Below are 23897 nucleotides of genomic sequence, written 5' to 3' on the forward strand. Positions count from 1 at the left end.
AGGGATGGGGTGATATCAAAGCTGAACAATTTGATTTAGTCGGAAATGTTGTGGCGATCGGTCAAAAGCGTCAAGCTCAGTTGAATACGAATCAGTTAACTTGGTCTACATCCCAACAACAGTTTCAGGCTCAAGGTAATGTTGTTTACCGTCAAATTGATCCACCTTTGACTTTAAGGGGAAATCGAGCAGTGGGTGAGTTTACCAGTGATACCATTGTGGTGACTGGGGATCAAAGCGGGGGTCAGGTTGTGACTGAGTTTGTTCCTTAACAGGAGTTCTCCAAACAAACAAAACCGAATAGAAAGGGGTACAACAGTTGTTATACCCCTGATTAAATTTATGAGATGTTACTCAAGTTGAGCTAGAGATAGCTCAACAGTAACTGATTATTCAGCCGTTTGCGGTAACAATTCCCGCTTTTCTTTTTCTCCTTGGGCAACTGTGACTTGACCCTCTCCATCGACATCAACAACGGCGGTATCGCCCTCACCGATGCGACCTGAGAGAATTTCTTCAGCCAAGCTATCTTCGAGTAAGCGCATGATCGCCCGACGTAAGGGACGAGCGCCGTAGCTGGGGTTGTAACCTTCCTCAACTAAGCGTTCATTGAACCGATCAGTGATTTCCAACTTAATGCCTTTTTCCGTCAGACGACGAAAGACTTCGTTGAGCATAATCACCGCAATTTCCTTAACCTCATCCTTCGTCAATTGACGGAAGACAATAATCTCATCGAGACGGTTGAGGAATTCTGGACGGAAGTATTGCTTCAGTTCTTCGTTAACCAAGTTACGAATCCGATGATACTGAGCATCAGATTCATTTTCGGAGAACTCAAATCCTAAACCACCGCCACCTTTTTCGATCACCTTCGATCCAATGTTGGAGGTCATAATGATCAAGGTATTTTTGAAGTCTACCGTGCGACCTTTCGCATCAGTCAAGCGTCCGTCTTCTAAAATTTGTAGCAACATATTGAAGACATCGGGGTGGGCTTTTTCGATTTCGTCGAATAGAACCCCCGTGTAAGGACGCCGACGCACGGCTTCAGTCAGTTGACCGCCTTCGTTGTACCCGACATAACCGGGAGGCGAACCGATCAGCTTAGAAACGGTATGACGTTCCATGAACTCAGACATATCTAAGCGAATCATTGCTTCTTCTGATCCGAAGAAGTAAGTCGCTAAGGCTTTGGTGAGTTCTGTTTTACCCACTCCAGTTGGGCCAGAGAAGATAAAGCTGGCAATCGGTCGATTGGGGTTCTTTAAGCCCACCCGAGCGCGACGAATGGCGCGAGAAACCGCTTTAACCGCTTCTTCTTGACCAATTAAACGCTGATGCAGGGTATCTTCCATGTGCAGCAGCTTTTCAGACTCAGACTCGGTGAGTTTATTCACCGGAATTCCTGTCCAACTGGCGACGATGTGGGCGATATCTTCTTCCGTTACCATCGGGGAATCATCCTCTGTGGTATTGGTTTCAGATTTCTTGGTTTGGGCGATCGCTCGAATTTGAGACTTGATTTCCATTTCGCGATCGCGAAGTTCTCCGGCCCGGTCAAAGTCTTGGGAACGAACTGAATCGTCTTTTTCTTTGAGAACCTGACGCAGTTCTTTATCGAGTTCTTTGGCCGCGGGAGGCAGTTGGGAGTTAATCAAACGGACGCGAGATCCGGCTTCATCGATCAAGTCAATCGCTTTATCGGGTAAATAGCGATCGCTGATATATCGATCTGAGAGTTTCGCGGCAGCTTCTAGGGCCTCGTCGAGAATTTTCAGCTTGTGGTGCTGTTCATAGCGTTCGCGCAGACCATAGAGAATCTCAACGGTTTCACTGACGCTCGGTTCACCGACCATCACGGGTTGGAAACGGCGTTCTAAGGCGGCATCCCGTTCGATGTGCTTGCGGTACTCATCAAGGGTCGTTGCACCGATACATTGCAATTCTCCTCGCGCCAAAGCGGGTTTGAGGATATTTGCCGCATCAATTGCCCCTTCTGCTGCTCCCGCACCGATCAGGGTGTGAACTTCGTCAATCACCAGGATGACATTACCCGCCGAGCGGATCTCATCCATAATTTTCTTCAGTCGTTCTTCAAATTCCCCTCTATACTTGGTTCCGGCGACCAATAAACCAATATCGAGAGTAACGACCCGCTTTTCTTCTAAAATGTCGGGAATGTCGTTTTGGGCAATCCGTTGGGCTAATCCTTCGGCGATCGCCGTTTTACCGACTCCCGGTTCTCCGATTAAAACTGGGTTATTTTTCGTCCGGCGACCCAGAATTTGGATCACCCGTTCGATTTCTTTCTGACGACCGACAACGGGATCAAGCTTCCCTTCGGCTGCCATTTGGGTTAAATTCGAGCCGAACTCGTCTAAGGTCGGTGTCTTCGTGCGGCTACCACTGCCTCCGGCTGTCACTTCGGCAGTTTCTCCGAGCATCCGAATCACCTGAGTTCTGACTTTCGAGAGGTCAACTCCTAGATTTTCCAGGACTCTAGCGGCTACCCCTTCTCCTTCACGGATCAGGCCAAGAAGGAGATGTTCAGTACCAATATAGTTATGCCCCAGTTGGCGAGCTTCTTCTAGGGAGAGTTCAAGAACACGCTTGGCACGGGGGGTAAAGGGAATTTCGACGGCGACAAATCCCGAACCCCGACCGATGATCTTTTCGACCTCAATGCGAGCGTCTTTGAGGTTAACCCCCATCGACTTCAGCACCTTGGCCGCAACGCCTGTTCCTTCCCCGATCAGACCTAGAAGAATCTGCTCGGTTCCGACGAAGTTATGACCCAGGCGACGTGCTTCCTCCTGGGCTAACATGATTACTTTAATTGCTTTTTCTGTGAAGCGTTCAAACATGGCAAATTTCCACCACCTGCTGCATACCCGTTACGCTAATTTTAGCGTGACACTTTCAACTCCCGAAAAATTAAATGATCTTAAATAATGTTTAATTTTTCTGGGGTAGCCTCTAGTTCGGGGCTGAATCGTCTGATGCAACTGGAAAAATCCAATTGAGGAGTAGACTGACAACCTTTCCCTTTTAGCCTGTGAAGATTTCTCTTCGTTGGATCTGATTCTTGTCTGTTTATCCGTTGATCCTCACTGGGCAGTTGTGCTGATTTCTCAGGAACAAGTTTGCCGAATTTTAAGAATCAATTCTCTGTCTAAGGTATCCAAAGAATTACTGTAACGGAGAACACAGACCACGCCTGTTCAACTGATACTCTCGGATGAATTTCAACCTCTGTTGAAGTCAACACCGAGTGTCTAAGTTTATAGAGCCAACCTACTTTGAACTGAATTTTCATTCTGTATAGAGGTTGTCTCTCTGTCACTTCTTAAAACACAGTTTGTTTTAGATTTAATGATGGATTCTAGCACAATCACTTTGGGGATGGTTCGGGTTTCTTTGTTGAACGGATTGCTAACCTAACGGATTAGAGATGTCCCACAAGCTTACCCAAAGTCAATGAATCAGCGATTGTCGAACCCACCGGAATCAACCGGAATCCATGGAGTAAACTGATGCTGAATGCAAATTTTCTTAAACTTCCTTTTAATCTTAATGTTTTTTAGAGTAAGGTTGGCGTGAACGATCACAAATCTGTTGATACCAACTCCCCAAAGTGCGGCTAAACTCACGATGCTGTAAGCCGCTTCTCCAGAGAATGAGAGCATCTTCTCCGGTATCAGAATAATAATGGTGTCGGCGTCCGGCTTCTTTAAACCCAAATTTACGGTAAAGAGCCAGGGCTTTGTCGTTAGACACTCGGACTTCTAAGGTTGCTCGTTCAAGTTGACGATGCCAAGCTGACTTCAGTAACGCATACAACAACCCTTGTCCTAAGCCTTGTCCCTGATAATCGGGATGAATCAATAGTAAAGTAATATGAGCTTCCTCTAAAATCGCCCACAGACAGCCAACGCCCACCAGAGTCTGCTCGGGTCTTAAAGGGGAATCTTGCACCTCAAATCTTAAATTTTGCCCCCTGACAGTAGGAGTCGCACCGTCCTCAACCACCACCCAGGCCAGCAAATCACTATTGGGACTGTCTAGCTCCCGTTGATAACCGGACTGTGTCCATAGTCCCCCTAAACACTGCTGATCCAGTTCAACAGCAGCAGGAAGCTGTTCAGAAGTTAAAGATTGAAGTTCTAACCAAACCACGTTGAAATCACTCTTGCTATGTCGGGTGTCGGCTCAATTTTAACGATCAGTCGGTCAAATTTTCCGCTTTCCGTTTTGAGAAAATGTTCAGTTGGAAAGCGAAGCTCGATGATTGTTTAGTCCAGATTTTGATGTACAATCAAATTGGTCATTGACCCGCCTGAGCGCGTACCGCCCAGTTCACATAAGCTGAAACCCACTGTACACTAAGTTCGTGTATGGGGTGGATGCCCAAAAAAGATTCTAACAACCGGGGAGCAAAGCTGACCTCGGTTAGCCGTGGCAATGACCCTGTAAAACCGGAAGTGACCATGCCGTTGGGCGGGTAGTGGCGTGACCGAGATTAACTCAATATACACAAGCGTGGAAAACTCAGGACTCCAATATCTACCTCAATCAACACAGATCCCCGAAACTCGCTCACCGAATCAGGAACTTTTACCTTTGAGCGCTCGGGTCAACGATCACGATCACCTGGAAATTGGTGGCTGTGATGTCAAGCTTCTGGTGGAGCGATTTGGCTCACCTCTCTACATTGTAGACGAACAAACCCTACGTGCGGCTTGTTGCCAGTATCGAGAAGCTTTAGCGCGTTATTATCCAGGTGAATCTCTTGTTCTCTATGCCTCGAAAGCCTGGAGTTGTTTGGCGATTTGTGCTTTAGTCGCATCAGAAGGCTTGGGTTTAGATGTGGTTTCGGGGGGTGAACTCTACACCGCGATCACCGCTAATGTTGATCCCAAGACGCTCTATTTACACGGAAATAATAAATCTAGAGATGAGATCCTCTTGGCTATAGAGACGGGTTGCACGATTGTGATCGACAATTGGCTAGACTTACAAATGCTGGCTCAGTTGTCGGAACAGAGATCAACTCAAACTCCAATTCGAGTGATGGTTCGTTTGACACCGGGAATTGAATGTCACACCCATGAGTATATCCGCACTGGGCATCTTGACAGCAAATTTGGCTTTGATCCCAATCAATTTGATGCGGTTTTTAGCGCTATCGCTCAACAACCTGGGCTGAGTTGTGTGGGTTTACACGCTCACATTGGTTCTCAGATCTTTGAACTTCAACCTCATGGAGATCTAGCCAGTGTGATTGTTGATGCGATCACCAAAGCCAGTCAATATGGCTTAAATATTACTGAAGTGAATGTGGGCGGGGGATTGGGAATTCGCTATACGGAAGCTGATGATCCTCCCAGTATTGAGACTTGGGCGAAAACAGTTTGTCAAGCGATGGTTAAAGCCTGTCAACAGCAGAATATTGAACTTCCCAAGCTGTTGTGTGAACCCGGACGATCAATTGTTGGGCCTGCTTGTATCACAGCTTATACGGTTGGTTCTCAAAAACAAATTCCAGGAATTCGCACCTATGTTGCTGTAGATGGGGGAATGTCGGATAATCCCCGACCGATTACCTATCAATCTGTTTATCGAGTCGTGCTAGTCAACCGGATGTCTGCTCCTTTAAGCGAAACCGTAACAGTCGCCGGAAAACATTGTGAGTCAGGGGATATTGTCATCAAAGATGCTCAATTACCACCCTGTGAACCGGGTGATATTTTGGCGGTTCTGGCAACGGGAGCTTACAATTACAGCATGGCTTCTAACTACAATCGCTTATCTCGACCTGCGGCAGTTTTAGTCTCCGGAGGAGAGTGTAACCTGATTTTAGAACGAGAAACCTATGAAGACCTAATTCGGCAAGATCGTTTACCAGAACGACTCGCTGCATTGTAAGGGACAATAAGGAACGGTGCTGAGTGCGATTCACTCAAAAAGGGATTGAATTGGAGGTCAAGCGTTACTCTCTGCGGTGACGATTTTGGAGTTATTGTTATTCTCTTTGAGGAAAGCCGAAAGCAATTGGCTCAAACCCTTCTCAATCTGAGGTAACGGTTTCCGAATGCACTCGACCTTCCAACAGTTCACTTTGTACCATAGATAAGACCACTTAGCTCAATCTCATCAAGTTCAATGAAATCGGGTCCTAGTAATGACCCTGGCTGGATGCAGTCCTGGTTAGTTCATAGTATTGATATTGGACTGGTCTTTGCTGTCGCGTACATGGTGCTAGTCATCATTGGAGAGCGTCGAACGCTGTGGATGGTCAGGGGGTTTATCATCCTGATGCTGGCTACAGCGATCAGCAACTGGGCAAATTTGAGACTGTTATCAATCGCCCTCAATAGTCTAGTGACGGGTTCTGCGGTAGCAATGGCTGTAATGTTGCAGTCGGAATTTCGCCAGTTTCTAGAACAATTGGGTCGAGGGGAAGTTTTACAACTGTTTGGACGAGGGCGTAAAGCGATTCCCGAACCCGATAGCGTTATTGATCAGATCGTGGAAGCCGTTAAAGAGTTATCCCAAAACCGTACAGGTGCTTTAATTATCATCGAAACGGGAAGTCCTATTGATGAACGGGATTTTTCCGTACCGGGTGTCAAGCTTAATGCTGAAGTGTCTAAAGAACTACTACAAACTCTCTTTCAACCCAAAACCTTACTGCATGATGGTGCGGTATTGATTCGAGCGTCTCGCGTTTCGGCAGCAGGTGTTATTTTACCCCTATCGGAACGGATGGCTTCTCGACAACTCGGAACTCGTCACCGAGCGGCGATGGGGATTACAGAGCGAGTCGCTAAATGTTTATGTATTGTTGTATCGGAAGAAACCGGATCAATTTCACTTGCAGAAAAAGGTGTTCTGAATCGACCCCTAACGAGCAGTAAACTAAAGGAACTACTAGAGGCTCGCTCGTTTCCGTCTGGTGATGACAGAAAAACAGCTCCCATCTCAATTGGAAGTCTTAAACGCCAGATTGGATCAAAGGGATGGGCATTAATATCGCGGGTGTTTCGTCTTCGTTCATCAGCTTCTCGGGAGAAACAATGACTGCAAAGCAAAGGGTTGTATACGAGTTACCTGCCGACCTCGATCCCAACCGACTGCCTAAACATATTGCCGTCATTATGGATGGTAATGGTCGTTGGGCTAAACGTCGGGGATGGCCGCGTACAATGGGTCATCGTCAGGGGGTAGAAACGCTCAAAGAACTGCTGCGCTGCTGTCGGGATTGGGGGATTGAAGCCTTAACCGCTTATGCGTTTTCTACGGAAAACTGGGGCCGTCCGCTCGAAGAAGTGGATTTTTTAATGGCTTTGTTTGAGCGTGTACTGATGCGGGAACTGCGCGAGATGATGGAGGAGGAGGTGCGAATTCAGTTCGTGGGGAATTTGAATGCTTTACCAACTTCTTTGCAAGCCAAGATTGAAGAATCTAGGGAGTCTACGCGCAACAATCACGGCATTTTATTTAACGTGGCAACGAATTACGGGGGACGTCAAGAAATTATCCGGGCTTGTCAGGAAATTGCGAGTCAAGTTCAGCAAGGACAATTAAATCCTGATGATATAGATGAAGTTTTATTTGAAAAACATCTTTATACCGCCGGATTGTCTCACCCCGATTTGCTGATTCGCACCAGTGGAGAAATGCGGATTAGTAATTTCTTACTTTGGCAAATGGCTTATGCTGAAATTTATGTCACTGATACCTTATGGCCAGATTTTGACAGCTCAGAATTTCATCTAGCCTTGTGTTCCTATCAAAAACGTGATCGACGGTTTGGTAAGGTCTAAACTTGATCTAAACTAATCGTCAATAACGGTAAAAAGATCCAACGCTCTCATGGCCCTGTAAAAACAGCTTCTTCTATGTCCTGGCGACTCAGGGAATATTTAAAGGAGCGTTGGATATCTTGGTTTTCAACTCCCGCTTCGATGTAGCGAACTGAGATTTGCTCGACATCCAGCCAGAGTTGCGCTTTCCAGGTTGGTGTTTGTACAAACCAAGCATTTAGTTCTTTGGAGTCTTGTTGACAACCTTGCGATCGCAACCAGGCTTCGATTTTGGGAAGGGTATGATTGTATAAGGGGGTTTCTGGACTCGGGAGATCAAGATTGTCAAGAGCCATAACAGTTACGGTTGAGAGTTAAAAAGTTGAAAGTTTCAGAAATTTATTCTAACTTGTTTATCCATTGGGAATTATGAGAAGTCGCAGACTCCGAATCAAAACTCCGGGCGGCTGAATTGGTTCTAAGCTAAACTCTGAACGGGCTAAACCGATGGCGATCGCTAGAATTAGACAAGCGATTAAACTTAATGCCATCATTAATACGGCGAATAATTCTCCGGGTGATAAAGGCCGATCTGTTGGATCGAGATAGGCCGAAGAAGAAGAACGGTTAGAGCCAGAACTCCTGGAATTCTCGAATGGATGAGAAGCTTGAATGACATTGTAACGAGAATAGCGAATTTTGAGATCATAAGCCTGACGACGTTCAGGATTACTGAGGGTAGCGTAGGCTTCATTAAGATGTTGAAATTTGGCTGTCGCGACGGTTTTTGATAATTCTGTGGTGTCGGGATGATACTGCTTGCTGAGTTTTCTGTAGGCGCGACGAATTTCTATGGAGGAAGCGGAAGGATGAAGCCCGAGTAAACCATAGTAGGTTCCTACCCAAGAACGATGTCTTGAGGCTGATGATCTGTTCGTATAAGCTGAGTGAACGTTCTGACCCTTCACAGTAATCTAAAGCTGAACAGAAGATTTACAATTTGTTCACTATATTTTGACACTCTCCTCACAGATTCGCAAGCGATCGCCGTGAAATCCCCTTAACTGTTTTTTGATGAAACCGATCATCAACTAATGACGAGTCTCTCTAATGTTTTGAGATTAAGACTGATTGGAATTATTCCATTGGGCAGAGAAGAAATACCTTTGTTCAACGTAATATTAACTTAAGCTTTATTGGATTATTCAGCAATAAACTCTCAAGAGGGTGATCATTTATGCGTTGGCAATTGGGGCGGCGGAGTGACAATGTAGAGGATAGACGGGGAAGTTCGGCTGGGGGACGTGTAGCTGTCGGTGGAGGTATTGGTACTGTCCTTCTGGTGATTGCGGCTCTGTTTTTAGGGGTTGATCCGAGTATTATTTTTGAACAATCAGTACCCTCTGAACAAAGTTCCTCTCCAGATTCTAGCGTAACTTCCGGTTCTCCAGAGGAGGAAGAATTAGTTGATTTTGTCTCTGTTGTTCTGGGTTATACCGAGGATACTTGGGATGAAATATTCCGTGAAAGAGGCGAAACTTATGTTGAACCCAAGTTAGTCTTATTTACTGATGCTGTTGAGTCGGCTTGTGGATATGCTCAAGCTGCGACAGGCCCTTTTTATTGTCCGCGTGATCAAAACGTTTATATTGATTTAGGCTTCTATAAACAACTAAAATATAATCTTAATGCACCGGGGGATTTTGCTCAAGCTTATGTGATTGCTCATGAAGTCGGACACCATGTTCAGACGTTATTGGGGATTTCTCAACAGGTGAATAATTTACAACGTCAAGTTAATCGAGTTGAGGCTAATGAACTTTCGGTTCGACAAGAATTGCAGGCTGATTGTTTTGCTGGAGTTTGGGCAAATCGTACTCAAAAAGCCGAACAAATTCTCGAACAAGGCGACATAGAAGAAGGGATTAATGCGGCGAGTAGTATTGGGGATGATCGTTTACAACGCCAAGCACAAGGTTATGTAGTACCGGATTCGTTTACTCATGGAACTTCGGCTCAACGAGTGCGTTGGTTCAAGCAAGGTTTACAAACAGGAAATATAGATGAATGCAATACGTTTGCAACAGAAAGTTTGTGATTTAATTTGTAATTTTACGAAGGTTTATTTTAATTGTATTTGGAGGGAAGAATGTTGAAATCCTCCCTTTTTAAATTAACCGTATTGCTTTGCTTTTTGATAAGCAAAGCAAGAGTTTATCTGGATTCTCAGCTTTTAGTATGGTATAACCGCATTCCCCGCAGATTGTTGCCCTAAGTTCAGATTTTTGTCCGCCTCTAAGAAGGGGAAGGGGTAAATTACCAGGTCTCTCGTAGACTACAGCTGTCAGATTCATCTCGCCTGAATTGGCTCTATCTATAACTCTGACATGGGGAATTAATTTTTCAGAATTACATTGTGGGCATTTATCCACAAGTTTGACCTCCGATATTTGATTGAATATTCAAAACTTGTTTTTGAACCTCATTAACAATTATAACTCGACACCAGCTTTGACTTCTGAAATTATAGATAACCTTCATCTACTTCTGAGAAAAAGTAGTTGTAGAATTCATCACCTTTTACCTTATTAATCACCACAACTCGACTTGTATCCCGATCATAGATAACGCGAACTTGTTCATCTTCACCAATAAAATTGTTGTCTACAGTTCGTTTGAGTATTCCTGAGAAAAAGAATTCGCCTTCTTCAAGTTGAACCGCTATTTCGTCATCATTTTGCGGAGTCATGTAAGTAACTGGACTCGGGGATTGAGCAATTTCTAGGAATGTATTGCCGATGGAATTAGCTTGCACAGGTAGAATGAAACCTACGCCAGCAAAAAGAATACTAAAAACCCAAAAAAACGCCACAAAAGTCATCTTAATTTTTATACCTTATCCTCAATATTTAGTAGAAAACATTAGCCTAGCTCAGATTTGTTAATGATTCTCAGCTTGACAAAGTGAATAGGAGCAATATTTAGGTTAATATCTTTCCCTGAGCTTTGTTTAGCAGACTATCATAAAAATAATCATCTGACAAGCAGGTTTTGTTAATTTGTAGACTTAGCCATTGTGTGTCTTGATTGACTTCAGTTTAATTTCTAGTTGATCGGTGGTTAAAACTTAGTTTATCAATGCTGCACTTATTTACTTTGAGAACTGTACCAATTTTCTAATGCGGTTCGATGAACATCTAACCAACTCACTTGATGATGTCGGGCGAGTTTAGCACAGTCTTCATATTCGGGTTGAACATTAACTAACTTGTCTCCTGAATAGGCAACTTTAATTTCAATAGAACCATAAGGTGTATCTATAGTTTGCATTTTTCTCTTTAAAATTCGCCGTTTTTGTTGAGTCGAACGAATCCCTAATGTTGTGGTATTCTTAAATAAAATATCCTCACAAACGGTTTGTTTTTCGGGATGACAAATCACAGTTAATAAAACGCCTAAGCGAGATTTTTTCATGGTTATAGGTTGGGTAAAGACATCCAACGCTCCGACAGCAAATAATTCTTCTAAAGTAAAAGCGATCGCTTGGGGACTGAGATCGTCTATTTGGGTTTCTAAAACAGAAATCGTTTCTACAGTCGAAGGTTCTGGAGTTGAATGTTTAGAAGTTGAGGAAAGTGGAGAAGCAGTTGTTTGTGAAGATTCTCCGATCCAAAGTCGTAAAATATTCGGTAACGGTAAATCTCGTGAACCTGCACCTAAACCGACTTTTTGAATGGACATCGCTGGAGGTTGTCCGAAGGTTTTGGCGAGAGTCACAACGATCGCGGCTCCGGTTGGTGTTACTAATTCTTTTTCAATGTTATTACTGTAAACTGGAACTTGACCACTTTCAAATAACTTTAAAACGGCAGGTGCAGGAACAGGAAGCTGACCATGTGCTGCACGAATCAACCCTCCACCCGTTGGTAAGGCCGAACAATACAATTGTTCAATCTCTAACCAGTCTAAACCCAAGCAAGTCCCGACAATATCAACAATGGCATCTGTCGCGCCGACTTCGTGAAAATGAACTTTTTGAGGTAAAATCCCGTGAACGGCTCCTTCGGCTTCAGCCAGTTCACGGAAAATAGCTAAACTCCAAGTTTCTGCGCGTTTGGGTAATCGAGCTGATAGAATAATATTCTCAATGTCGGGTAGATGGCGAATAACGGTAGGATGATCTGGGTGATGATGGTGGTGATGTTCAGTGGGAGAATGGGTAAGATCAACATGAACTTTTGTAGCTAACTGACCATTGCGGTGAATGGATTCCGCCCAAAGCCGATATTCTGAGGAAAGCCCTAAATGTTCTAGTTTTTCGGTGATGTACTCTAGGGGTACTCCCGCATGAACTAAGGCTCCAAGGCACATATCGCCTGCGATACCTGTTGGACATTGAAAATAGGCGATTTTGGTCATGGTTTGGTGTCTGTGGTGAGTGTTCGAGGGAAAATTAGCCTTCTCACACTTTAATCTAAAATCAAAACCCTTAAGTCTCAACCGAATTTCTAAGATTAAATCTATGGCGACTTATTACGAAGTTCATCCCCAAAACCCGCAAGAACGGACGATCGCAAAAGTGATTGCGGATCTGCGATCAGGGGCGGTGATGCTTTATCCAACGGATACGGTTTATGCAATTGGTTGTGATCTGACTGTCAAATCGGCGGTTGAACGGGTACGACAAATCAAGCAACTTTCTAATGATAAACCCTTGACGTTTCTGTGTTCCTCATTGTCTAATATTTCTGATTATGCAAACGTTAGCGATCCGGCTTATCGAATTATTAAGCGGTTAATTCCCGGAAGCTATACGTTTTTACTCCCGGCAACAAAGTTAGTACCGCGTCTGGTGATGTCTCCTAAACGAAAAACAACTGGAATTCGAGTCCCCGATAATCATTTTTGTTTGGCTTTAATTGAAAAGTTAGGAAATCCGATCATTTCTACTTCTGCACACATCACTAATGAGGAAGAAGGACAGGCTCCTATAGCCCTTCCTATTGATGGAAATATGGGAAAAGCTGAGTTGTTTGATTGTTTAGAAAAGTTGGTGGATATTATTGTTGATGATAGTTCTGATCCGGGTTATCAAGTTTCTACTATTTTGGATCTAACAGGGGATGAACCGATTTTAGTCCGAGAGGGGAAAGGATGGGAAGCCGCAGCGAATTGGGTGGAATGAGAGTTAAAAAGGAATAATTTATTAAGATTAATCAATCTAATTCTCTCCAAAAACATTAAAATTAATCTTAATTTTTAATAAGAAATAATACAAAAATATGAAAAAAAGTTAATAACTTAAAATCGGAATTTAAAATACTTATTAATCAGGATATGATGATTTAATCAGTTCTCTGTCAATTCTTTCATCGCTACTTTTTAATTATTGGTTGCAACTTAAAACATGAATCAAAATCGTCTTTCAACAGGTATTTCTGGCTTAGATGAAGTTCTTTATGGAGGATTAATTTCTGAACGTGCTTATATCGTTCGAGGTGGGCCAGGATGTGGCAAAACGACGATTGGGTTACACTTTTTGCAAGCAGGAATTTTAGAGGGAGAGATCAGCCTATTTATTACTTTGGGAGAAGCAGAAGTTCAGCTACGCAGTATTGCTTCAGCATTAAATTTTGATCAAAATAAGTTTCATTTTCTCGATTTGAGTCCCAGTTCAGAGTTTTTTACTCAAGCTCAAAGTTATGATATTTTTTCACCTGCTGATGTTGAACGAGATCCACTTACACAAAAAATTGTTGCACAAATCGAAACCCTCAAACCTCAACGAGTTTTTATTGACTCAATAACTCAATTTCGCTATTTGGCTAATGATAAGTTTATTTTTCATAAACAAATTAGTGCTTTTCTGAAATTTCTGAAAGAACGTAAAATCACAGTATTACTTACAACAGAAAGCAGTTCAGAAGCTCCTGATGAAGAACTACAATTTATCAGTGATGGTATCATTAATTTAGAGTTTAATTCCTACGGACGTAACTTAAGTATTTCTAAGTTTCGCAGTTCTAACTTTCGTCCAGGAAATCATGCAATGCGACTCACCGATTCTGGTGTGCTGATTTTTCCACGATTACTTCCTGATGAATTTAAACAAAGTTTTCCGACTGAAACTATTTCCTCTGGAATTCCCGATTTAGATGAACTGTTGCAAGGAGGTTTAGAACGCAGTACAATTACTATTATTAGTGGCCCTTCTGGAGTCGGAAAAACGACTTTAGGAATGCAATTTATGAAAGAAGCTGCGGGTCGAGGTGAGCGCTCATTGGTTTGTACGTTTGAGGAATCAATCGATACACTGACTCGTCGTTGTGAGTCCGTAAATATCCCAGTCAAAGCGATGGTTGAACGGGGAACTTTGTGTATTTTGTCGATTGAACCTCTACTCTACACACCCGATGAGTTTGCGAATATTGTCCGACAAGAAGTTGAGAAACAGTCTGCTCAAATTGTTATGATTGATAGTATGTCAGGTTATCGGCTGTCTTTTCAGCAAGAAAACTTAACCAATCATCTTCATAGTCTATGTCGCTATCTCAAAAATATGGGAGTTGCAACCTTATTAATTAATGAGATGGAATGGATAACAGGGGATTTTCGGGTGACAGAATTGGGGATATCCTATTTAGCGGATAATATTATTTTCATGCGGTATCTAGAAATTCGAGGTGAACTTCGCAAAGCGATTGGTGTACTCAAAAAACGACTGAGTGACTTTGAAAAAACACTCCGAGAAATTTCGATTACTCGTTATGGAATTAAAGTCGGAAAACCTCTCACAAATTTGCGAGGAATTCTCAGTGGAAATCCCGAGATTATTCGCTTTGATGATCTCGATGAACCAATATAGAAAGCATCAGATGATTTATCGCTTATCAAGTTAGACATTGATCTCAGTTTAACTATTTTTTGGGAGTTATTATCAATGATTAAAATCTAATTTAATCTGTCATTTTTTCTCTGTTTCATCGCTGTAAGCTGGATGAACTTTGCAGCTTTATTGGTCAAATATTATGAATTGTATTTTACTGTTGGTTGCTCATAAAGAAAACTGTAATCTTTTAGTTAAACTCCTGGAAAAACACTATCAAGTTCTTCTGGATGAGAATGAGCAGATTTGGCATCAAGACTTTGATTTATGTTTGCTAGATGGAGTCATGCTCAAAAAACATTACCCATCAATTCAAATAAAAAATAAAGCTTCTGAACCTATTTTTTTACCCTTTTTATTCATTACCCCTCGAGAATATGCTGGACGATTAACAGCTCAAGTTTGGCAAAGTGTGGATGAAGTTATTTTTAGTCCGATAGAAAAACCAGAACTTTTTTTAAGAATAGAAGCTTTACTCCGAGTGCGAAGAATGTCTCTCCAACTCAAAAAGCAGATCAACGAAGAACATTTACTCCAACAAGAACTCGAAGCAAAAAATAAACAATTATTAATCCTAGCAACTCTAGATGGTTTAACTCAAATTCCTAATCGTCGTTGTTTTGATGAGACATTAAATCAAGAATGGTTGCGATTATGTCGTGAACAAAAATCCTTATTTTTGATTTTATGCGATATTGACTGTTTTAAAAATTATAATGATACTTTCGGACATCTTGCAGGAGATGAATGCTTGATTAAAGTTGCTCAAACCCTTTACGAAGTAGTACGGCGTCCTGCTGATTTGGTTGCTCGTTATGGGGGTGAAGAATTTGCAATTATTTTACCCAATACGTCTGCTGAAGGAGCAATTTATATTGCTGAACGAATTCAAGAGGCGATACAAGAATTAGCCATTCCTCACTCTGCTTCTCTCGTGAGTTCATCCGTAACGCTCAGTATGGGAATTGCGGGGGGAATTCCCTGTTGTGAAGAGTCTCCTCTCTCTTTGATAGACATTTCAGATCAAGCTCTCTATCAAGCTAAAATGGAAGGAAAAAATCGTTTTATTCTCAAACCTTTGAAGTCTTGAGCGAGCTAAACATCCCGAATTCACAAAAAGGGTTTACAAAACAAGCCATCGGTCTGCTATTGTTACAAAGGTAACACCTTTTAATTTGCGATATGCTCAGAGCTGGAATTGTTGGACTTCCGAATGTTGGTAAATCAACCTTATTTAATGCTGTGGTTGCCAATGCTAAAGCCACAGCCGCGAATTTTCCGTTTTGTACCATTGAACCGAATGTGGGTGTTGTCGCCGTACCGGATGAACGCTTAGAGGTATTAGCCAAAATTTCTAATTCTGAACAAATTATCCCGACTCGGATTGAATTTGTTGATATTGCAGGATTAGTCAAAGGTGCGAGTCAGGGCGAAGGATTGGGAAATAAATTTTTGGCTAATATTCGTCAAGTTGACGCCATTATTCATGTGGTTCGCTGCTTTGAAAATGATGATATTATTCATGTTTCGGGTTCGATTGATCCGGTGCGAGATATTGAGATCATTAATCTAGAATTAGGACTCGCAGATTTAGCTCAAATTGAACGTCGGATGGAACGAGTTCGTAAGCTCGCTCGTACCAGTAAAGAGGCTCAGTTGGAGTTGGGTGCTTTAGAGAAGTTAACGGCTGTTTTGAATGAAGGAAAATCCGCCAGACAAGCAGATTTAACAGAAGAAGAATTAGAAGCCGTTAAAGTCTTAGAATTGTTAACTCAAAAACCGATTATTTACGCTACAAATGTTTCAGAAGATGATTTGGCAACCGGGAATGATTGGGTGGAAAAAGTTCGGGAAGTGGCGGCTCAAGAAAATGCTCAAGTTGTGATTATTTCGGCTCAAGTTGAATCAGAATTGGTTGAATTACCCCCGGAAGAACGAGCGGATTTTCTAGAGTCTTTGGGGGGGAAAGAAGGGGGTTTAAAATCTTTAATTAAGGCGACTTATCAACTCTTGGGTTTACGAACATTTCTAACAACTGGGCCAAAAGAAACTCGCGCTTGGACAATTCAGTCGGGAATGTTAGCTCCCCAAGCCGCAGGGGTTATTCATACCGATTTTGAACGGGGTTTTATTCGCGCTGAAACCGTTGCTTATCAGGATTTAGTGAGTACAGGTTCGATGAATGGGGCGAAAGAAAAAGGGTTGGTGCGTTCAGAAGGGAAAGAGTATACTGTACAAGAGGGAGATGTGTTGCTATTTCGGTTTAATGTGTAGGGCGTAATCCAAAAACATAACTGAGGAGGTCAACTCAGATGGAAAATATCATCAATGATCCCGCTACTTTGCTAATGGCTTGGGTTGTTAATGCGATTAGTTTGTTTTTAATTGCTCAACTTAGTCCGATTACTGGAGTCGAAATTGATAACTTTCAAAAAGCGTTGTGGTCGGCTGCAATTTTCGGGGTTTTAAATGTATTGGTTCGACCTGTATTAGAAACTTTTGCTTTACCTCTGGATGTCATTTTCTCAGCCTTTATTGTAGGTTTGATTCTGAATATGACTATTTTTGGACTCGCCGCTTGGTTGGTTCCTGGATTTCGTTTACAGTGGGGAATCTTAAGTGCTTTAATTGGTTCAGTGGCGTTGGTTATTATTAACTCAGTGATTTATCAAATTATTGGAGTTTGATCACAACACTTTAATTTAAAACTTTTCAGGACACCGATCTTTTTAAGTTGTTTAAATGGTCGGTGTTTTTAGTTTTTGATCAATTCGTTGGGTGATTAAATTAAGTCAAACAGATGACCAATAAACCAAGCATACAAAACAAAAAAGAGCCATCCTTCCCATTTTGTAACTTTCTTATCTTGAGTCACAAAAAAGAATAATAATGTTGATGCAAGTAACATCGGTAAACCATCTCTAATAATCGTATCTGGAATAATTAAATCTTCAAATAATCCAGGAACTCCCATCACAATTAAGGAGTTAAAAATATTAGAACCTAACACATTTCCAATCGCAACTTCTGCATCTCCTCGACGAGAAGCGGAAAATGTAACCGCAAGTTCGGGTAAGGAAGTTCCAAGTGCAACTGCACTAATTGCAATTAATTCTTTGCCTATTCCTAAAATATCTGCTATTTTAATAATAGACTGAATTGTAAAATTTGCACCCAAAAACATACAAGCGGTGCAGATTAACAGAACAATAACTTGTTTGAATAAGTAGCTAGAACGAGTGCTTCCATCACTCGGCATTTCTGGTGTTTCAACTTGTCCACAACGAATTGTATAAGTCAGATGAATAATATAGGCTAAGATACAAAGAATCGCTTCTCCAAAGGAAAAATCACCGTCTGATAGGGTAAAATAGAGAAGAAATGCTGAACCTACAAATAAGGGTAAATCAACATCCAGGAGATTGTAAGTTATTTTTAGGGGACTACTCAACAGCGTCGCTACACCGATAACTAAGAAAATATTGGCGACATTAGAACCGATTACATTACTGGCAACAATTTCGGTAGCCCCTTGATAAACCGCAAAAAGTGAGGACATTAATTCAGGAAGTGATGTACCAATTGCAACAATAGTTACACCCACAATAAACGGACTAAATCCTAAAGATACTCCTATTTTTCCCGCTGTTTCTGTAAAAATATCTGAAAATTTAATTAAAACAATTAAACTCACAACAAAGACAAGAATCCAAATCAACAATTCAACCATTTTTAAAGTGACTCCACAAACGTAATTATTGACGACAATAGATTAATCGATCAATTCTGAGATCATCATTAATCGATTTAAGACTTATTTTTTAGGTTAACGCATTGTTTTACCAATATTGAATAATATTACGAATTTTTACTAAATTGCTTTTTAAGTGTTTGAATGATACCGGAATTTATTTTGTATTTTTAAAACTCTTAAAAAAGAAAATTTTTCAACTCTCTTTCGATAGATTTATCAGGTTAACCCCTTATTATACACGATATGAGTAAAATTTAAAGCCAATAAAAATACTGACGGATCAAAATTAACTGAGTTTTGAGTTTACAATCTTGAAACTATTAGGATTTTTTCGGCTATAATCCTGCATCTCGTTGTTTCCAAAATTTATCTCGTTGGGCTTGATCTACTTCTAACTTTGCTTTTTTTGCTGCGGCTAAATCTTCATTAAGTTTTCGAGAAATTGCATATTCCCATTGTTTTGCTTGGGAATTTTGAACGGTTAAATGATGTTCAATTATCTGTTGAAAGCCATATCCAGCTAACCCCAAAATAGCGCCTGCGGTGGCGACGGATACCACTCCAATACTAACCGCAGTTCCCCCAACCGTTAACCCCATTCCTCCCACAAAACTCGCGACTCCTACGCCTGCGATCGCACCTCCAACCAGAGGTAAAATAACAGAAGAATCTGATTGTTGAATGGCTTGTTTTGCACCGTAAACCGCCACACCCAAAACGCCACCTGTTAGTGTCATCGGTACGCTTCCCACCGCAACTCCACCAAACCCACCAACTAACCCCATCCCTCCTATTGTTGTGGCTAAACCGGCGCCTGTTGTCACTCCTGCGAGTGCAAATGTTGTTGATTCTGTTAGGGGTTTTATCATGTCAAAATTGTTAGGATTGTTCATTATTTTTATCAATAAAAAATACTAAAATAGGAACGGGTTTAATCATGTTATTTGTGAGAAACATATATTTTGACAGAACCCATCCCTACACAGATAACGAATTAATTAGATGTACAGGCTTAATTCAGCTACTATTTCATTTTTGAAAAATTAGTAGAATTCAGGAATTTCAAAACTTCATTAAGTTGAGATTCTAACTTATTGATTTGCTGTTGTTGTAAACTTACAGTCTGTTTTAAAGTTTCTACTTCCTGTTCAAGAGTAATACTTTCCTTTTTTCCACCCGTATTAAAAGCTTCTAGAACTTTATCCCAACTGGGTTTAAACTTGAAATTATAATTCTCTTGTAAATATCGATAAGCTTTCTGACAAGTCCCAAAACGATCTTTTAAAGCGTCTTTTGTCCAAGAATCTGCATTTTTGAGATATTCTTGATCGAGAACTTCAAAGGTATTGGGTAATAAAGATTCAACCTCAACATCGATATATTGATCAGAACTATCAGATTGCTTTTCTACCGCTTCAACCTGTGCATAAGCATATCCCAACCGCATTCCAGACTCAACCGCATCAACGGTTTGATCGGCTAAATTTTCAGCAATATCGCTCAGATTTTCTACGCCTTGATTAACCTTGTTAATACTTTTATTTATTTTGTCAAAGCGGCTTTCATCTTGCAGTGTTTCTAAAATATTCGGCATTTTTTTAATTCCTATTTATTATCTAATAAGTTTTTCCCGAGGGTACGAGAATTTTCTTTGCTGTCAGGATTAGAATTAATCTCTGATTTTTGCTGCTTAATCAGTTCACCAATATCTGTAGTCAAGAAAAACTTAACAGATCGCATTATTGCTTGTAAACGTTCTAATGTACCCAAGATACCATTTGTTCCTTGAACATCATCATAAGTGTTTTTTAAATTCAGAATCATATTTGTAATTACTTGTCTTTCTTCTTTCAAAGAAATAATTTCTGTAGTTATTGTATTGAGTTCTTGTTGAAGTTCTTGCTTTTGGATATCTTTTTGTTGGAGTTCAAAGCTACGTCTTTCTAGTATTCTCTCAATTTCTTGTTTTTCTCGTTCTAGAGTTTCTAACTGCTGGATTTTTTCTCGAATATCTTGATTAAGGATAACAATTTTTTCTTTTGCCTCTCTTTGACGACGAACAAGCTGTCCCCGACTACCAGTTAAACTTCTGTAAGTATTACGCAAATCATAATAGTTTGCTATTAATTCTTCATGAGTTAAATTCTCTGCTTTTGCAGGAAATTCACTGACACTTCTGTATTCTTTGAAATCAGACACACTCTTTCTCCTCATTCAATCAATTATTTTTTCATCGCTCTAGTTTAAGAGCCTTGATTTATATCTTATCTAATTGTTGTCGCAATTGATCGGCTTACTATCCACTTCTGATTTTGTCACATGATTAGGGTGAGTTTAGTAATATTATTTTGGAGAAACATCAATTAACGCGGAACCCGCCCCTACATTGTGATAGTTTTCTCGAACATTTTTTCTGTGCTTTCGCTGTTTTTATGATACCTTAAGCTTTTTTGCTTGATTTTCAGTTCCGATATTTGATTCTCAAAGGTGATTAGGTGATTCTGAAAATTATTAACTTGAATGGTTTCTTGATCGAGAGTAAATTTCATTTCGTCTGCTTGTTCTTGATATTGTTTGTAACGCTGTAATGCTTCTTTAGCGAGGTTATCTTTTCCTTTCTCTAGTGCGAGTTGAACGCGAGAAAACCACTTATCCGCTTGAGATTTATATTGATTGTATTGTTGCTGGTTCTTTTTTTGAGAAGCCGTTGCTTGATCTACGACTTGACGAAATTCGATGAGATCTTCTTGCATATTAAGAATCATCAAATCTAAAAGCTTATCAGGATTTTCAGCAATTTTTGCTATATCCTGTAAGTTCCATCTCAAGACTCTTTCCAAGAGAATAAAGTTGTACACCATCAGATAAACCTCGAAGGTTGATAAATTTCTGAGTGTTAATCTTGATTTCCTAAGAAGGCGCCAAACGGTTTAGTTAATTCTAGAATCAACAAATACAGAAGTTTGACGCATCCTAAAGACTTGATTCGGCTATTTTTTATTTTTGAAAATTAGCAGAATATTCCGTTGCACGGACAATAACCCACACAAGAACTATTACCACATCCAGACAGAACACAAGTCAAAGCAAACCAAAGAGAGAATACGATTAAGAGTTTATAGTGCTTTGGGAGGAATTGAAATATAAGACCAAAGTTTTCATTCATAATTTAGATAGACCCGAATAATGACCTAATCTTAGTTTGTGCAATTTAGAGTTTAGAAATCTCTATTAATAAGGTATCTCAAAATTTACTTTTATACTATTCGAGGTTTCACTGAACTTTATCGTTTATTTTTTACATCTTTTGTCCGTGAATTTACTTAGGCTAACGTACCGATTTAATTTGATGCGTTTATAGACTTATTTTCTAATACAAACTCAACGCCGTTGATATTCAACCTTAAAAAATATGACAAAAGGGAAACTGGGTGACAAAATGTGATAAACCTAAGACTTGGTATAATAAACAAAGTTTCAATGACCGCAATACAGGAAACACCCAAACATCAGAAAGCCAAAGCATTGAAACCAGGGAGTCGCCGTCCCGCTAAAGAACTGTGTAGCGAGTGTGGACTATGTGACACCTATTACGTTCATTACGTTAGAGAAGCCTGCGCTTTCATCAACCAACAAATTACCCAACTCGAAACCCAAACACACGGGAAAAGTCGCAATTTAGAAAACGATGATGATCTCTATTTTGGGGTTCATCAAACGATGATGGCGGCGCGAAAAAAACAGCCCATCGAAGGCGCCCAATGGACGGGAATTGTTAGTAGTATTGCCTGTGAAATGTTGACTCAGGGAATTGTAGAAGGCGTTGTTTGTGTTCAAAATACTCAAGAAGATCGCTTTCAACCGATGCCTGTAATTGCGAGAACTCCTGAAGAAATTCTAGCAGCCAGAGTCAACAAACCAACACTTTCGCCAAATCTTTCCGTTCTCGAAGAAATCGAAAAGTCGGGAATGAAGCGGTTATTAGTGATTGGTGTAGGTTGTCAAATTCAAGCGCTGCGGGCAGTTGAGAAAGAATTAGGATTAGAAAAACTCTATGTGTTGGGAACGCCTTGTGTTGATAATGTGACTCGCGCAGGTTTACAAAAGTTTCTAGAAACCACCAGTAAATCTCCCGAAACTGTCGTACATTATGAATTTATGCAAGACTTTCGGGTTCACTTCAAACACGAAGATGGAACGATTGAAAAAGTTCCCTTTTTTGGGTTAAATACCAAAGAACTCAAAGATATTTTCGCCCCCTCTTGTTTGAGTTGTTTTGATTATGTCAACTCTTTAGCCGATCTCGTGGTAGGATATATGGGAGCGCCTTTTGGTTGGCAATGGATTGTTGTTCGTAACGACACGGGCAAAGAGATGTTAGACTTAGTTTCAGATCAACTCGACACTCAACCCGTTCATACCGAAGGCAAGCGTCAACCAGCCGTTCAACAAAGTATTCCCGCTTACGACAAAGGCGTAACGTTACCGATGTGGGCGGCGAAATTGATGGGTGTGGTGATTGAAAAAATCGGCCCCAAAGGGTTAGAATATGCTCGGTTTTCGATAGATTCTCACTTTACGCGCAACTATCTCTATGTCAAGCGCAACCATCCTGAAAAGTTAGAAGCACACGTTCCCGAGTTTGCAAAACGAATTGTTGGGCAGTATGAGTTACCAGAATGATCAAATACAAATAAAAGCCTCAAGTCTAAGTTAAAACTCAATTTTTGGGTTAAGCCGGAGGCGGGGGAGAGATTAAATATCCTTCCCCGTCACAAGATTTAAGCCAAAATTAACTTTTTCTGGTTAGTCTTAAACGTTTCTATTGAAATCGTTCTGTGAGCTTGTAACTCAGTAAAGGAACGAGTATGATCAGTAAAACTAACCAAGGTGCCGAGGCAATGCTGAGGAACAAAAACACCAAAGCAATTCCTCGAGCCATTATTTTAGCAATCTCATCGGTGGTAATCACACTGATACCAACTGCCAAAAGCGAAATTGACAGATAGATTAAATCAGGTATTAACATTTAAGGCAGCCCCCTCTCAAAGGTTTAAAATCAAGCGCGTCCCTAGCTTGTGGATTAACGCATACGGGATAAATCCCGAGCGAAGTCTTCCTCGATCGCTGTGGCTCTACGTTTAAGTTCAGCGGTTGGGGGAGATGAATAGAATGATCCAATTCATCAGATCATAGCATCTCTTTACAAAAAGTATATGCTCATCTTGATCAATTCGTTGTCAATAAAAGCTAACTTGCTGATAGGAGAATAGGATACTATCACCCTGGTGAACTCATTCAAATCAAAGCGTTTCTAGTTAATCGACGATCCCTTTTTAGTTTTTCTCTAAAATAGAAATGATTTCCTCAAATCTCTTACAAATGAGAGACACACTGCCTATTTTTCTCTCCAGAAAATCTTAACTTTTGAGCAAAAGTTAGTTAGGCA

The 23897-nt window shown here is 40.9% G+C and carries 22 protein-coding genes and 1 pseudogene; 11 read left to right on the forward strand and 12 right to left on the reverse strand.

Features of this window, described 5'->3' with window-relative positions; genetic code table 11:
- Nucleotides 1–272: pseudogene (locus M595_RS13690) on the forward strand (LPS export ABC transporter periplasmic protein LptC); the annotation flags it as partial.
- Between the two features lie 117 nt (nt 273–389).
- Here M595_RS13690 and M595_RS13695 read toward each other — a convergent pair.
- Entirely contained in the window at nt 390–2867 is a 2478-nt protein-coding gene (locus M595_RS13695) for an ATP-dependent Clp protease ATP-binding subunit (protein ID WP_023066904.1), read from the reverse strand.
- 706 nt (nt 2868–3573) lie between these two features.
- Nucleotides 3574–4179: a ribosomal protein S18-alanine N-acetyltransferase gene (rimI, locus tag M595_RS13700; RefSeq protein WP_023066923.1), complete on the reverse strand. Its 606-nt coding sequence runs from the start codon at nt 4177–4179 to the stop codon at nt 3574–3576.
- Between the two features lie 363 nt (nt 4180–4542).
- Between rimI and lysA the strand changes: the two genes are divergently transcribed.
- The 3 genes from lysA to uppS all read left to right on the forward strand — a co-directional run bounded on the left by lysA (nt 4543) and on the right by uppS (nt 7829).
- Entirely contained in the window at nt 4543–5928 is a 1386-nt protein-coding gene (gene lysA, locus M595_RS13705; protein ID WP_023066907.1) for a diaminopimelate decarboxylase, read from the forward strand.
- Nucleotides 5929–6165: 237 nt separating this feature from the next.
- Nucleotides 6166–7083, forward strand: a complete 918-nt coding sequence (gene cdaA / locus M595_RS13710) for a diadenylate cyclase CdaA (RefSeq protein WP_039896004.1) — start codon at nt 6166–6168, stop codon at nt 7081–7083.
- Entirely contained in the window at nt 7080–7829 is a 750-nt protein-coding gene (gene uppS, locus M595_RS13715; protein WP_023066916.1) for an undecaprenyl pyrophosphate synthase, read from the forward strand. Before cdaA ends, uppS begins: the two co-directional genes overlap by 4 nt.
- 47 nt (nt 7830–7876) lie before the next feature.
- On the opposite strand, the gene M595_RS13720 is transcribed toward uppS, so the two are convergent.
- The gene (locus tag M595_RS13720; RefSeq protein WP_023066910.1) at nt 7877–8164 is read right to left on the reverse strand and encodes a DUF3143 domain-containing protein; all 288 of its coding nucleotides are present in this window, start codon (nt 8162–8164) and stop codon (nt 7877–7879) included.
- 57 nt (nt 8165–8221) lie between these two features.
- On the reverse strand, nt 8222–8662 hold the full coding sequence (locus M595_RS13725; protein WP_445974340.1) for a J domain-containing protein: 441 nt from the start codon (nt 8660–8662) through the stop codon (nt 8222–8224).
- Between the two features lie 383 nt (nt 8663–9045).
- Between M595_RS13725 and ypfJ the strand changes: the two genes are divergently transcribed.
- Nucleotides 9046–9906, forward strand: coding sequence for a KPN_02809 family neutral zinc metallopeptidase (gene ypfJ / locus M595_RS13730; protein WP_023066886.1), 861 nt, complete (start codon nt 9046–9048; stop codon nt 9904–9906).
- A 426-nt stretch (nt 9907–10332) separates the two neighbouring features.
- Here the strand turns inward: ypfJ and M595_RS13735 are convergent, their stop codons facing one another.
- Both M595_RS13735 and larC read right to left on the reverse strand, forming a co-directional pair.
- The gene (locus tag M595_RS13735) at nt 10333–10689 is read right to left on the reverse strand and encodes a hypothetical protein (protein WP_040484092.1); all 357 of its coding nucleotides are present in this window, start codon (nt 10687–10689) and stop codon (nt 10333–10335) included.
- 266 nt (nt 10690–10955) lie between these two features.
- Nucleotides 10956–12227 carry a nickel pincer cofactor biosynthesis protein LarC gene (gene larC / locus M595_RS13740; RefSeq protein WP_023066940.1) on the reverse strand — a complete coding sequence of 424 codons (1272 nt, stop codon included), beginning with the start codon at nt 12225–12227 and terminating at the stop codon, nt 10956–10958.
- 103 nt (nt 12228–12330) lie between these two features.
- On the opposite strand from larC, the gene M595_RS13745 reads away from it, so the two are divergent.
- The 5 genes from M595_RS13745 to M595_RS13765 all read left to right on the forward strand — a co-directional run bounded on the left by M595_RS13745 (nt 12331) and on the right by M595_RS13765 (nt 17381).
- Nucleotides 12331–12993, forward strand: coding sequence for an L-threonylcarbamoyladenylate synthase (locus M595_RS13745; RefSeq protein WP_023066894.1), 663 nt, complete (start codon nt 12331–12333; stop codon nt 12991–12993).
- 222 nt (nt 12994–13215) lie between these two features.
- Complete coding sequence (locus M595_RS13750; protein ID WP_023066901.1) at nt 13216–14673, forward strand: ATPase domain-containing protein; 1458 nt, start codon at nt 13216–13218, stop codon at nt 14671–14673.
- Between the two features lie 163 nt (nt 14674–14836).
- Complete coding sequence (locus M595_RS13755) at nt 14837–15784, forward strand: diguanylate cyclase (protein WP_023066945.1); 948 nt, start codon at nt 14837–14839, stop codon at nt 15782–15784.
- Between the two features lie 92 nt (nt 15785–15876).
- Nucleotides 15877–16968, forward strand: coding sequence for a redox-regulated ATPase YchF (gene ychF / locus M595_RS13760; RefSeq protein WP_023066914.1), 1092 nt, complete (start codon nt 15877–15879; stop codon nt 16966–16968).
- 38 nt (nt 16969–17006) lie between these two features.
- Nucleotides 17007–17381, forward strand: coding sequence for a phage holin family protein (locus M595_RS13765; protein ID WP_040484093.1), 375 nt, complete (start codon nt 17007–17009; stop codon nt 17379–17381).
- Between the two features lie 95 nt (nt 17382–17476).
- Here M595_RS13765 and M595_RS13770 read toward each other — a convergent pair whose 3' ends face one another.
- The 5 genes from M595_RS13770 to M595_RS13790 form a co-directional block, all read right to left on the reverse strand.
- Nucleotides 17477–18424: a calcium/sodium antiporter gene (locus tag M595_RS13770; RefSeq protein ID WP_023066898.1), complete on the reverse strand. Its 948-nt coding sequence runs from the start codon at nt 18422–18424 to the stop codon at nt 17477–17479.
- A 359-nt stretch (nt 18425–18783) separates the two neighbouring features.
- Complete coding sequence (locus M595_RS13775; RefSeq protein ID WP_023066905.1) at nt 18784–19341, reverse strand: hypothetical protein; 558 nt, start codon at nt 19339–19341, stop codon at nt 18784–18786.
- A gap of 131 nt (nt 19342–19472) precedes the next feature.
- Nucleotides 19473–20042, reverse strand: coding sequence for a hypothetical protein (locus M595_RS13780; RefSeq protein ID WP_023066906.1), 570 nt, complete (start codon nt 20040–20042; stop codon nt 19473–19475).
- An 11-nt stretch (nt 20043–20053) separates the two neighbouring features.
- Nucleotides 20054–20647: a hypothetical protein gene (locus M595_RS13785; RefSeq protein WP_023066919.1), complete on the reverse strand. Its 594-nt coding sequence runs from the start codon at nt 20645–20647 to the stop codon at nt 20054–20056.
- A 182-nt stretch (nt 20648–20829) separates the two neighbouring features.
- Nucleotides 20830–21309 (reverse strand): PspA/IM30 family protein, encoded by a 480-nt coding sequence (locus M595_RS13790; protein WP_023066900.1) that lies wholly within the window; start codon nt 21307–21309, stop codon nt 20830–20832.
- Between the two features lie 619 nt (nt 21310–21928).
- Here M595_RS13790 and M595_RS13795 point away from each other — a divergent pair.
- On the forward strand, nt 21929–23131 hold the full coding sequence (locus M595_RS13795; RefSeq protein ID WP_023066939.1) for a Coenzyme F420 hydrogenase/dehydrogenase, beta subunit C-terminal domain: 1203 nt from the start codon (nt 21929–21931) through the stop codon (nt 23129–23131).
- Nucleotides 23132–23270: 139 nt separating this feature from the next.
- On the opposite strand, the gene M595_RS13800 is transcribed toward M595_RS13795, so the two are convergent.
- Complete coding sequence (locus M595_RS13800; RefSeq protein WP_023066902.1) at nt 23271–23477, reverse strand: hypothetical protein; 207 nt, start codon at nt 23475–23477, stop codon at nt 23271–23273.
- Between the last annotated feature and the right edge of the window lie 420 nt (nt 23478–23897).

The organism is Lyngbya aestuarii BL J, assembly GCF_000478195.2.
Lineage (GTDB): Bacteria > Cyanobacteriota > Cyanobacteriia > Cyanobacteriales > Microcoleaceae > Capilliphycus > Capilliphycus aestuarii.